General features: G+C 42.2%; 13 protein-coding genes. 8 read left to right on the top strand and 5 right to left on the bottom strand.

Going from position 1 to position 12,319, the window contains the following annotated elements; genetic code table 11:
* The first annotated feature begins 17 nt into the window (after positions 1-17).
* A complete protein-coding gene (locus tag ACR42H_RS22505; RefSeq protein WP_436373345.1) occupies positions 18-176 on the top strand; it encodes a hypothetical protein in 159 nt (52 codons plus the stop codon).
* 240 nt (positions 177-416) lie between these two features.
* Here the strand turns inward: ACR42H_RS22505 and ACR42H_RS22500 are convergent, their stop codons facing one another.
* A complete protein-coding gene (locus tag ACR42H_RS22500; RefSeq protein WP_113885577.1) occupies positions 417-1,265 on the bottom strand; it encodes a dimethylarginine dimethylaminohydrolase family protein in 849 nt (282 codons plus the stop codon).
* 154 nt (positions 1,266-1,419) lie between these two features.
* Between ACR42H_RS22500 and ACR42H_RS22495 the strand changes: the two genes are divergently transcribed.
* Positions 1,420-1,632 (top strand): hypothetical protein, encoded by a 213-nt coding sequence (locus ACR42H_RS22495; protein ID WP_436373343.1) that lies wholly within the window; start codon positions 1,420-1,422, stop codon positions 1,630-1,632.
* A gap of 67 nt (positions 1,633-1,699) precedes the next feature.
* Here the strand turns inward: ACR42H_RS22495 and ACR42H_RS22490 are convergent, their stop codons facing one another.
* Genes ACR42H_RS22490 through ACR42H_RS22480 form a run of 3 tightly spaced genes read right to left on the bottom strand, consistent with a single transcriptional unit; the run spans position 1,700 to position 3,682 of the window.
* Positions 1,700-2,455 (bottom strand): TraR/DksA C4-type zinc finger protein, encoded by a 756-nt coding sequence (locus ACR42H_RS22490; RefSeq protein ID WP_436373341.1) that lies wholly within the window; start codon positions 2,453-2,455, stop codon positions 1,700-1,702.
* 48 nt (positions 2,456-2,503) lie between these two features.
* Positions 2,504-2,710 (bottom strand): hypothetical protein, encoded by a 207-nt coding sequence (locus ACR42H_RS22485; protein WP_113885574.1) that lies wholly within the window; start codon positions 2,708-2,710, stop codon positions 2,504-2,506.
* 39 nt (positions 2,711-2,749) lie between these two features.
* Complete coding sequence (locus ACR42H_RS22480; RefSeq protein WP_113885573.1) at positions 2,750-3,682, bottom strand: 1,4-dihydroxy-2-naphthoate polyprenyltransferase; 933 nt, start codon at positions 3,680-3,682, stop codon at positions 2,750-2,752.
* 407 nt (positions 3,683-4,089) lie between these two features.
* On the opposite strand from ACR42H_RS22480, the gene ACR42H_RS22475 reads away from it, so the two are divergent.
* From ACR42H_RS22475 to menC, 6 genes are all read left to right on the top strand, one after another.
* Entirely contained in the window at positions 4,090-5,496 is a 1,407-nt protein-coding gene (locus ACR42H_RS22475; protein WP_113885572.1) for an isochorismate synthase, read from the top strand.
* Positions 5,493-7,238, top strand: a complete 1,746-nt coding sequence (gene menD, locus ACR42H_RS22470; protein ID WP_436373338.1) for a 2-succinyl-5-enolpyruvyl-6-hydroxy-3-cyclohexene-1-carboxylic-acid synthase — start codon at positions 5,493-5,495, stop codon at positions 7,236-7,238. Before ACR42H_RS22475 ends, menD begins: the two co-directional genes overlap by 4 nt.
* Before the next feature lie 6 nt (positions 7,239-7,244).
* Positions 7,245-8,084 (top strand): 2-succinyl-6-hydroxy-2,4-cyclohexadiene-1-carboxylate synthase, encoded by an 840-nt coding sequence (menH, locus tag ACR42H_RS22465; protein WP_436373336.1) that lies wholly within the window; start codon positions 7,245-7,247, stop codon positions 8,082-8,084.
* A 75-nt stretch (positions 8,085-8,159) separates the two neighbouring features.
* Positions 8,160-8,981 (top strand): 1,4-dihydroxy-2-naphthoyl-CoA synthase, encoded by an 822-nt coding sequence (gene menB / locus ACR42H_RS22460; RefSeq protein ID WP_113885570.1) that lies wholly within the window; start codon positions 8,160-8,162, stop codon positions 8,979-8,981.
* Positions 8,982-9,062: 81 nt separating this feature from the next.
* Entirely contained in the window at positions 9,063-10,550 is a 1,488-nt protein-coding gene (locus ACR42H_RS22455) for an o-succinylbenzoate--CoA ligase (protein ID WP_436373334.1), read from the top strand.
* Between the two features lies 1 nt (position 10,551).
* Positions 10,552-11,658, top strand: coding sequence for an o-succinylbenzoate synthase (gene menC / locus ACR42H_RS22450; protein WP_436373332.1), 1,107 nt, complete (start codon positions 10,552-10,554; stop codon positions 11,656-11,658).
* A gap of 377 nt (positions 11,659-12,035) precedes the next feature.
* Here menC and ACR42H_RS22445 read toward each other — a convergent pair whose 3' ends face one another.
* Complete coding sequence (locus ACR42H_RS22445; protein ID WP_113885567.1) at positions 12,036-12,194, bottom strand: DUF1540 domain-containing protein; 159 nt, start codon at positions 12,192-12,194, stop codon at positions 12,036-12,038.
* Positions 12,195-12,319 lie beyond the last annotated feature (125 nt).

Here is a 12,319-nt window from a genome sequence, read left to right as displayed (position 1 = left end):
TGCAAATAACGCCCAAAATGAAGGTGCTTAAGAGAAAATGGGAGTTAATCAGGAGGAATACAGCCCAAAATGAAAGTGCACGAGAGAAAATAGGAGTAAACAATGGGAATAACGCCCAAAATGAAGGTGCTCAAGAGAAAATGGGAGTTAATCAGGGGGAATACCGCCCAAAATGAAAGTGCACAAGAGAAAATAGGGGTAAACAATGGGAATAGCGCCCAAAATGAAGGTGCTCAAGAAAATCAGGAGTTAGTCAGCGGGAATAACGTCTAAAATAAAGGTACTTAAGAGAAACTGGGAGTTAATCACGAGACTAACTCCCAAACAGCAGATGTCAAGAGAAAACAGTAGTTATTCACAAAAAGGCGGTTTCTAAGAGAGTTTATCAATTATTCCGTTTCATTGAGGCAGGAGATCTACCCTTTACTGCGCCTAACCGGCATCGTGCAGCAGCGGAAGGCACCTCCGGATTTAATGATTTCAGTAATGTCTACCTCAATGACTTCATAGCCCCTGGACCTGAGCTCTTTATTGACATTCTTATTAATCGGAAGACTGAAGATTTTTTTATTGCCGATAGAAAGGACGTTGGTTCCGAGCGTGAATTGCTCCTCTTCCGATACTTTTATTAAATCATAGCGTGATTCCAGCATTTTGATTTTTTCCCCGTGGATCTCTCCTGGAAAGATAAGAGCTTCCTCCGGTGAAATAATATTGAATACACAATCAAGATGCAGATATGTATCAGTGAAAGGAATGGATACGACATCATAATCGGTCATAAGGCTGCGAAGATGCTCGATCGCTTCTTCGTGGGTACGGCTGCTAACTCCAGCATATATGGTTTGGCCATCGATCAGGACGTCTCCTCCCTCTATGCGGTCTCCCGTAAGATTGTAAAAAGGGACCTGGTTTACTTCCAGCCATTGTTTCAGAACATTTTCTTCTCCTTGCCGAATATCTGCCGCCATTTCAGCAACATATACCTTTTCTCCAAGTGTAAATCCGATATCACGGGTAAAAACCTGCTCAGGATATTTTTCAAGCGAGGGCAGCAAAACCACATTGATTCCCTGATCCTTTAATGCACTGACAAAATGTCTGTGCTGTTTCATGGCTGCGTCTATATTAATTCCTTCTTTTTCATAATGCTTTTGTGTTTCATTAATGGTATCTACAATCGTCATGTACTTCGGTTCACATAACACTACTTGTTCAAGTTTGTCATATTCTGAAAAGCATGCAGCTTTTATTTGTCCAGACATTGTGATCCTCCCAGCGATATATTCTTAAGATAATATTGCCTATGAGAAGCGGTTTTACTCCGTAAAGTGCAAATATTAACAAAAATTCCCACTACAAAAAAGGTTTAAAAACCCTGATAATGAAATCATTAGATATAAAGGGGGTAGCTGTTAAATGTACCAAATCGAGAAAGGATCAATGGAAGAAGTTTTGCTGCATCTTCAAAATATTGGACTGCAACTAAATGTATTCGAGAAAACAAATGATTCTATTCCGGTGAAAAATTATAAAGAACTGCTGGAATTCAGCATCTCCATTGCCCGCCGCACAAACGATGTTTCTGATACGATTGATGAGATTATCCAGGATATGGAATCCAAACTATAAATATATACAAGGGTATCTTATTTTGCCATTTGACATAAAAAAGCGATGCAGCTGCATCGCTTTTACTTTAATCCTTATCTTCATCCACATAGCCGTCAGTCTCATGATAAGGCACATCACCATAAGGTGCTTCGATATCATTCTCATCCAGCATCGCTTCATACTCTTCCTGTTTCTTGGAAGGATAGACTTTTCTCTCCTTGCCTTCAAGGTCATTTCCGATAAACGTCTCATAATCTTCTGTAAACCCTTCGTCATCATGCCCTTCATTATAAAGGGAGTTATAATCTTCATAGTCGCCTCTTAGGTCAGAGGGTGTCTCAGAAGTGCCAAAACGGGCAACTTCCTGGAAGCTGTCTTCGTTATCCACGACTTCTCTGAATTGATGATGCTGAAAGGTATTCCCATGCGCAGGCTCAAGTACATCTTCTTCGACAGGACGGTCTCCGGGCACGTTTTGCTCTGGACTATGTTCCTTGCAGTAAAGGGTTGCTGGAATCACTTCAAGCCGCTCATATTGAATTTCGGAACCGCACTCTTTGCATTTGCCGTATGAACCATCTTCAATTGCCTGCAGAGCTGCATTTACTTTATTCAGTTCAGAGTCATGATGTTCTTCTAAAGCAAAATCCTTTTCACGCTCATAAAGTTCAGAACCCATATCGGCTGGGTGGTTGTCATAAAGAGATAGCTCTCCTACTGTGTCTCTGGCACTTGCACCTTCCAGGCTTCCTTCTTTATTGCCCTGAAGCTGGGATTCCAATGATTTTTTTTCATCATTCAATTCTTTTTTCAAACGGCTGATTTGTTCATTGGTCAACATATTATGTCACATCCTTGGATTTGATAAATTTTATAAAAAGGCCTCTGATTAAGTCTTGCCCAAAATTAAGCCGAGCTCTGCCGTTCTTGCTCTGCCGAGTTTTAAAAATCTTAGTCCATATGGGTTTAGTATGGACGTAGTTGGCAAAATCATAACGGAAGAAAAAATTTTAGGGTCAAGCATCTTCCTTAAATAAAAAATACCCGTTAAGAATGGGATGAAACCAAGAGGGTGATTTCTGCTGTTTTTTTCCAAACAAAAAACCCCTGCTATAAAAGCAGAGGTTCCTTTGAATTATAAAAGATATCCGATAAACAAGCCTACTGATAAAAGAAAGCCAAAGATTGTATTTGTCTGGGCAGTGGCTTTCATTGCAGGCATCATTTGCATAGGCAGTGTTTTTCCAATGAACCCTTTCGTTGCTTTAATGGCCTTAGGTGCACTTAGAACAACGATAGCAAGCCATGGTGTTATGATGTTCATGGCGATTAATATGAAAACCCATGCATACGAAACGATGAACATTGCGGCAAGGAGCTTGATTGCTCCTTTTTTTCCTAAAAGAATTGCCAATGTTTTGCGGCCGAATTCCTTGTCGCCCTCCAGGTCTCTGATATTATTGGCCAGCAGAATGGCGCCAACAAGAATCAAAATTGGGAAGGAAACTAAAACACTTGTTGCTGTTACGGTTCCTGCCTGAATATAAAAAGAAATTAGGATAATTAGCATTCCCATGAAAAAACCTGCAAATAATTCACCAAAAGGTGTGTACGCTATCGGAAGAGGACCGCCTGTATATAAATATCCAACTGCCATGGAGGCCAGTCCAATTGCTGCAATCCACCAGCTTGTGTTCATGCAGATATAGAATCCAAGCAATATCGAAATTCCATAAAGGCCAAAAGCCAGGTTCAGAACCGTTTTTGGCTTGATTCCTTCCCGGACAATAGCTCCCCCAATTCCGACAGAGTCTTCCGTATCAAGCCCTCTTTTAAAGTCATAGTATTCGTTAAACATATTAGTGGCAGCCTGAATCAGCAGGCTTGCTGCCAGCATAGCAAAAAACAGGCCAAAATTTATTTCAGTAAGTTCCATTGCAAGAGCTGTTCCAAGCAGAACCGGCACAAAGGCAGCGGTAAGAGTATGTGGCCTGGTCAGCTGCCACCAGACCCTCCAGTTCTTTGAGTTGGAAGCAGGCGGAAAATTTGTCTGTGCTTGTGGTTGCATGATAACTCTCCCCTTATTTATCTATTCTGTAATGATATCATTAATTGCATCATTCAAACTTGTTTATTTTAACCGATTACCAGGGTATTGTCAAAGTACGGCTATATACCAAACAACTTAAGTTTAGGTAAATAATCCAAGAGTGTCAACGGATTATAGCCGTAAACAGAACCGGTATTTTCCATGAATAAAGGAAACTTAAAGCAGCACTTCCCGAAGTTAACTGTGCTAAATGCTCAATTGAGTTCAATTCATATTATAGATGCCTAAAGTAAGCTATAATATAATAAGGATGCAAAATGGAATGACGTGATTGACATCATTGACATTCCCTGAATCACAGGTGTATCTTAGAATAAGTTTAAAGTAGGATAACGGCAATATAAGCTGTTATTGGAGGGATTTTTTTGGTTACGATACAAGATACGGAACTAAAAGAAGGGATCCAAGAGGCAATTGAGAGGGCCAAAGCCTTATCAAAGCCTGTTTTAGTGAGCGAAGTTCAAAAAATAAATCATATAGACCCCCTTTCTTTTTATGCGGCAGGAAAGAGCCGTTTTTTTGGTGAACGCTTTTTCTGGAAGGATCCTTCTGGAGAAACTTATATAATCGGGCTTGGGATTTGCAAGCAAATCCAGTCAGATCAAAGTACCGGCAGATTTAATCGCGTTGAAAATGAATGGAAGCGTTTTATTAATAACAGCATTATTTTTAACCCTTATGATAAAAATGCTACAGGGCCCGTGATGTTTGGCGGCTTTTCTTTCGATCCGCTAAAGAAGAAAACAAAACTTTGGTCGAAGTATTCTGATTCCCTTTTTCATGTGCCGACTTATATGTACAGTGAAATGAATGGACAGGCCTTTTTAACAACAAATGTTGTCTGCACTCAGCATGACGGTGATACTCTTTTTGAAAAGATAGTGGCCGAACGGGGCATGATAATGGCTTCAATCAGCGATTTTCATCCTGAGAATTCAAACACTCTTCAGGAAGAAGCAGATATAAATCCGGAAAAATGGATGGAGACAGTAGATGCGGTTGTAGATGTACTTAAATCAGGATCATTAAAAAAGGTCGTGCTGGCCCGGGAGTCCAGGCTTATCTATGAAAAGCCGATTGAGATTGAAAGAGTACTCTGGAACCTGATGGAAATGCAGAGGGAAAGCTTTATTTTTGCTTTTGAATCGAACGGTGACTGCTTTATTGGAGCCTCTCCTGAACGGCTTATAAAGAAATATGGAGAAAATGTTTTTACAACTTGTCTGGCAGGTTCCATACCAAGAGGCAAAACAGCAGAAGATGATCATATCCTGGGCGATACTTTATTGCATGATCAGAAAAATTTAACCGAACATCAATATGTGGTTGATATGATTAAGGAGGCAATGGAGGAATCCTGCTTAGAAGTTGAATTGCCGGATGAGCCGCAGCTGATGAAGATGAGAGATATTCAGCACCTGTATACTCCTGTGAGAGGAAAAACCAAGGGAGATGCTTCCCTTCTAGCTTTAGTTGACCGTCTGCATCCGACTCCTGCTCTTGGAGGTCTTCCTAAAAGAGAAGCTGTGGAAAAAATAAGAGAAGCAGAAGAACTGGACCGGGGCTTTTATGCTGCTCCATTAGGATGGATGGACTTCAGAGGAAATGGCGAATATGCTGTTGCAATCAGATCTGGTCTTATTCAGGGAAATGAAGCATCCTTATTCGCAGGCTGCGGAGTGGTGCAGGATTCAAATGCCGAAAGCGAGTATCAGGAAACAAAAATTAAATTCCGGCCAATGCTTACGGCTCTTGGGGGTTATGAAAAGTGAATCATCAGGAAGCTTTAACTTCATATATAGCCGCATTTGTGGCTGAATTAGTAAAAAGCGGGGTGGAGGATGTCGTGGTCAGTCCCGGCTCCCGTTCTACCCCAATGGCTATGGTAATGGCAGAGCATCCGGAGCTTCGTGTACATATCCATGTGGACGAGCGCTCGGCTGCCTTTTTTGCGTTGGGGATTGCTAAGGCATCCCAAAGACCAGCTGCTTTGCTGTGTACATCTGGAACGGCTGCAGCCAATTACTATCCTGCCATTGTGGAAGCCCGGTATTCCAGAGTGCCCCTAATCGTGCTTACTGCGGACCGGCCTCATGAACTTAGGGATGTTGGTGCTCCACAGGCGATCGATCAGATCCATTTGTATGGAAAAAATGTAAAATGGTTTGTTGAGATGGCTCCTCCTGAGAATACAGCAGAAATGCTTCGTTATGCCCGCACAGTTTGCGCAAGAGCAGCTTCTGCTGCCCAGAGCTCACCAGCAGGTCCGGTTCATCTTAACTTTCCTTTCCGTGAGCCTTTAGTACCGCAGCTTGACCGCAATGATTTATTTGAGCTGAGTGAGCGCACCGAAGGTTATGTGAATATCCATAGTGGCCAGATTGGTTTGCCTAATGAAGAGTACAAGGAAATGGCACAGATATTAAACTCTGCACAAAAAGGGATTATTGTCTGCGGTCCTTTGGAGAAAGCTGACTTCCCTGCAGCCGTGATTAAGCTGGCGGAAAAGCTGAACTATCCAATCATTGCAGATCCATTATCCCAGCTAAGAAGCGGGCTTCACGAAGGAAGCTTCATTATTGATGCATATGATAGCTTTTTGAAAAATGAGGATGCAAAAAAGGCGCTCAAGCCGGATGTCATTATACGCTTTGGTGCTATGCCTGTATCGAAGCCGTTGACCATTTTTATGAAAGAAAACAGCACTGCCCGACAAATTATTGTTGATGGAGGCGGCGGATGGCGGGACCCTTCACTGCTTTCGACCGAAATGATGCATTCTGATGAGCTTCTATTCTGCGAGTCTGTCACGTCATATTTAAACACTCCAGAGAATGATGAGTACATTGCTTTATGGAGAAAAATCAATGATCTTACCCGATCAAGGCTTGCGGATATTAATGAAGTGGGTGAATTGAGCGAGGGGAAATTATTTTTCCAGCTGGCGGAATGGCTGCCGGAAGGCTCTACCCTATTTGTAGGAAATAGTATGCCTATACGGGATCTGGATACATTCTTCCATTATAATCAAAAGAGCATTAGAATAATGGCCAACAGGGGAGCAAATGGCATTGATGGCACCGTATCAACTGCTCTTGGTGCTGGTATGGCATCACAGCCGCTGTATCTAGTGCTTGGTGATTTAACCTTTTTCCATGACTTAAATGGCTTAATTGCCTCTAAGCAGTATGGGATAGATATCAATATATTGCTGATTAATAATAATGGAGGCGGAATCTTCTCATTCCTGCCGCAGGCAAATCACCCCAGAAATTTTGAAAAACTGTTTGGAACACCTCTTGATCTGGATTTCAGCCATGCCATTAAAATGTTTGGCGGTCATTATGATTTAATCTCAGATTGGGATCATTTTATTTCCGCCTTCCAACAGAGTATGGACAGATCAGGAATAAAGGTAATGGAAATTACGACAAATCGGGACAGGAATTTAACCGAGCATCGAGAATTGTGGGAATCTGTTTCCCGGGAAATAAGTCGATTGCTGGAAGGGTGAATGCCGATGAAATATGTCATTAATGGAGTTCGATATCATGTCGATACATGGGGAACGGGATTTCCGCTTCTGCTTCTCCATGGCTTCACAGGAAATAGTGAAGGATGGAAAGAATTCGCTCCCTTCTGGAAGAATCATTCGAAGACAATAGCTTTGGACATCATCGGCCATGGTAAGTCTGCATCACCACCTGATATTGGCCATTATCAAATAGAAGAGTCGGCCGCAGTGATTAACAGTCTACTAGAAAAGATGGGAATCGGGAAGATCGATGTTCTTGGATATTCTATGGGAGGGCGCCTTGCGCTAACTTTTGCGGTTAATTATCCTGAAAAGGTCCGCACGCTGATTTTGGAAAGTGCATCTCCAGGTCTTAGAACGGAATCGGAAAGGTATGAAAGAAGGATTCAGGATGAAACATTGTCTAAAAGAATCCGGAAGGAAGGCATTAAAAATTTTGTTGACTATTGGGAGAACATTCCTTTATTTCAAAGCCAAAATAGTCTTCCAGCAAAAATTCGAACCAGAATAAGAAGCCAGCGTTTGGCCAATTCCATTGATGGTCTGGCAAACAGCCTGAATGGCATGGGCACTGGCGTGCAGCCATCCTGGTGGGATGAGCTTGCACATCTCGAAATGCCAGTCCTTCTAGTTACCGGAAACCTGGATCAAAAATTCTGCAGAATTGCGGAAGAAATGTCAAAAATTTTGCCAAATGTCCAGTGGAAGACCGCTGAAGATGCTGGACATGCAATTCATGTGGAGAAACCTGAATTATTTGGTACAATAGTAAGTGGGTTTTTGTCGCAGACAGGGGAGAATAATACAAATGGCAGCAAAGATTGAGGAATGATGTCATTTGCTGCTGCAAATCTGTGCGGCAATTAACGCTTTCTAATACATATTAAGGAGGATTCATGTATGTCAGCTGTTGAATGGGTTGCAGGAAAACAGTACGAAGAAATCATTTATGAAACATACAATGGAATTGCGAAAATTACGATTAACAGACCGCAAGTCCACAATGCCTTTACTCCAAGAACGGTAATGGAATTAATTGATGCATTTGCGTTCGCGCGCGATGATGAAAATGTAGGTGTTATTGTCCTGACGGGTGCCGGAGACAAGGCATTTTGTTCAGGCGGGGACCAATCTGTCAGAGGACATGGCGGATATGTAGGCGACGACCAGATCCCTCGTTTAAATGTACTGGATCTGCAGCGCCTGATCCGTGTCATTCCTAAGCCGGTTATTGCAATGGTAAAAGGCTATGCGATTGGTGGAGGACATGTCCTTCATATCGTATGTGACTTAACGATTGCAGCAGATAACGCTGTATTCGGACAAACTGGACCTAAAGTAGGAAGCTTCGATGCAGGTTATGGTTCAGGATATCTTGCAAGAATCGTAGGTCATAAGAAAGCACGCGAAATTTGGTATCTGTGCCGCCAGTACGGGGCTCAGGAAGCTTTGGATATGGGGCTTGTCAATACAGTGGTACCGCTTGAGAAGGTGGAAGAAGAAACAATTAAGTGGTGTGAAGAAATTCTTGAGAAGAGCCCGACGGCTATCCGCTTCTTGAAGGCTGCCTTCAATGCCGATACAGATGGACTTGCAGGAATCCAGCAATTCGCCGGGGATGCAACGCTTCTATACTATACAACGGAAGAAGCAAAAGAAGGCCGTGACGCATTTAAAGAAAAGCGCAAGCCTGACTTCGGCCAATTCCCGCGTTTCCCTTGATTGAATATTAATTTTTTCAGCTTGATGGCTTGCCATCAGGCTGTTTTTATATGAAAAATCGCATGAAATGAGGAGTATATAATGGAAGCGCAAATAGTTCCTAATTTTCTTCAAAAGCGGGCTTTTTTAACCCCGGATCGCCCTGCCCTTTCCTTTTTGGGGAAAACCTATACATTTACTGAAGTATATGAGCGTGCATACACGATAGCAGGGCAGCTGCAGGCAGCTGGATGCGTGAGAGGACAGTTTGCAGGTGTCCTTCTCCGAAATCATGAAGACACTGTTTTTATTCTTTTGGCCCTGCAGCTGCTCGATGTAAAAGCCGTCATATTAAATAACAGGCTGACTGCTGAGGAATTGATTTGGCAAATGAATGATTCGAAGTCCGCTTTCTTTTTAACCGAGAATACTTTTAATGAGGTAACCCAAAAAGTTGTAAATTCTTTAGGGGAAATTTCGGCTATCTATAAAGAAGATCTATTCAGGAGAGATCCTGATGGGCCGTCAGTAGTAGATGAAATAAGTCTTGATGAGGTTTGTACGGTCATGTATACATCCGGTACAACCGGCAACCCGAAAGGTGTTCTGCAAACATACGGAAATCATTGGTGGAGTGCAGTGGGCTCTGCATTGAACTTAGGTTTGAATGAAAACGACAGCTGGCTGTGTGCTGTCCCGATTTTTCATATTAGCGGCTATTCCATTTTAATGCGAAGCATTATCTACGGCATGAAAATGGTTCTTTTTGAATTTTTCCATGAAGAAAAAGCCATTGAAGCCATTTCCATCGAAAAAGTGACCATTATGTCTGTTGTAAGTACGATGCTCACCAGGATCGCAGATGAACTTAAAGATGAAAAGCTGCCTGTGTATTTCAGATGTATGTTATTAGGGGGAGGGCCTGCAGCGAAATCTCTTCTTGAAGATTGCAGAGAGAAGGGAATTCCTGTATACCAGACTTACGGAATGACAGAAACTTCGTCCCAGATTGTTACACTGGCTCCGGAATACAGTCTCAGCAAATTGGGTTCGGCCGGCAAGCCTTTATTTCCTTCCCAGCTGAAAGTTGCTGTTCCAAATGGAAAGCATGCTGACCCCGGAGAAGCGGGCGAAATTTTTGTGAAAGGTCCAAATGTAACAAAAGGGTATTTAAACCGAAAAGAGGAAACAGCGGAAAAACTAAAGGGTGGCTGGCTTTCAACTGGAGATATTGGATATGTGGATAAAGAAGGATTCTTATATGTGCTTGATCGGCGGTCAGATTTAATCATTTCAGGCGGTGAAAATATCTATCCGGCTGAAGTCGAGGGTGCGCTTGTTTCACACTCCCAAATATCGGATGCAGGGGTTATCGGCATGAAGGACGATGTTTGGGGTGAGGTGCCTGTCGCCTTTATTGCTGGAGACGAGAATCTGGATGAAAAAGAAGTGATGAAGTATTGCTCTGAGAAGCTGGCAAAGTATAAAGTACCTAAAAAACTTATCATCATTAATGAAATCCCCAGGAACGCTTCAAAAAAGATACTAAGAAGAAAACTTCGGGAGCTGCTTGAGGAAAGCGGGAATTAGCATGAATATTAAGACAATTACTTTATATAAAATCGCGATGCCTTTGAAAACACCTTTTTCCACGCATTTAGGGACAGTGAAGGATAGAGAAGGTATTATTATTGAGGTAATCGATCAGGAAGGACGGAAAGGCTACGGGGAAGGAGTCGCTTTTTCATCACCCTGGTATACGGAGGAAACGGTTGAAACGAGCTATCATATGCTAAAAGAATTCCTTATCCCAATAATGCGTAATGCGGATATAAAGCATCCTTCAGAAGCAGGACAGGTTTTTGACGCTTTCAGAAGGAATCAAATGGCGAAAGCATCACTTGAAACGGCATTATGGGACTTGGCAGCCAAAAAAGAGGATATTTCTCTATCAAAATATATAGGCGGCCAGCGGGAATTGATTCCATCCGGCGTGGTTGTTGGCGCTAAAACAAAGGAAGAAGCAATAAGGCAAATCGAATACTATCTGGAGAGCGGCTATCAAAGGGTCAAAATAAAGATCAGTCCCTCTAACGATTATGAATTGATTTCAGAAATCCGCCGCTTTTTCCCCGACCTTCCAATCATGGCAGATGCTAATTCAGCTTACTCATTGGACGATATTGAACATTTAAAAAGGCTAGATGATTTCGGGCTGCTGATGATTGAACAGCCGCTGGAATATGATGATATTGTTGATCATGCAAAGCTTCAGAAGGAGCTGAAAACGCCAATTTGCCTGGATGAGAGTATTGTCACCTTTAATGATGCCAGGAGAGCTGTCGAGCTGGGAAGCTGTAAAATCATCAACATTAAGATTGGCCGTGTTGGGGGTCTGGGAACAGCAAAGAAGATTCATGATTATTGCCTGGATAAAGGAATCCAAGTCTGGTGTGGAGGCATGCTGGAGTTCGGAATCTCCCGTGCACACAATATTGCTCTTGCCTCTATGAAGGGCTTTTCCATTCCCGGTGATATTTCAGCGTCGGGCAGGTATTGGGAAGAAGACATCATTCTGCCCGAAGTCACTGTGGAAAATGGGATGATAAAAGTTCCTGATAAACCGGGAATCGGTTATGAAATTAATGAAAAAAGGCTGAATGAAGTTTCCACCTCAAAAGAAAGCATTGCTTTATAAGTAAAAACCGCAGTTCTGCATTTGGCAGAATTGCGGTTTTCGTTATATTGCAAAAAAATAAGACGCATTATCAGCGCCCTTTATAATAAATTATTGTGTTATTTCGTCTTTAATAAATGAATCCTCTTTAATGGCAAAGGAGCTTAATCCAGCAGCAGCGGCAAAAGCAGCTCCAAGCAAAATAATGGTTGATAACATATGTATCACTCCTACAAGTTGTTGTTACTCTATACATTCCCGGTAGAAATCTTAATAAACTTGTTTTTATAAAAAACACAAAAGCGATGCATAAAATGCACCGCTTTTGCAGCATTTCGCCTAACTCAATTAAGTGCAAGACCAGCAATCCGATAACCCCCGGAAGGTGCTGTCACCTATTAAAGGTCATGAGGCTCGAACGTTTTGCAGTCTGTTTCTTTGCTGTTGTCTGCAGTTTCGCCAGTATGGCTGACTACATATATTTGATCTGCACTGCATCGGTTCCCATTTTTCCAGAAAGTGCAGTTGTTAACTTCACATAAAACGTCTTTTGCCATTTTCTAACACCCCTTACCAGAAAATTGTGACCACGTTGAAATTGAAAAATTTGCGGAGAATGTCACTTCTTTATTTTCTGCAGTGCTTTTTTGTTCAGTCATGGCATTTGCAGGAATATCATGCC

It is taken from the genome of Cytobacillus sp. BC1816, from assembly GCF_051353635.1.
GTDB classification, from domain to species: domain Bacteria; phylum Bacillota; class Bacilli; order Bacillales; family Cytobacillaceae; genus Cytobacillus; species Cytobacillus oceanisediminis_C.
This window is presented reverse-complemented; position numbering and strand designations above follow the sequence as displayed.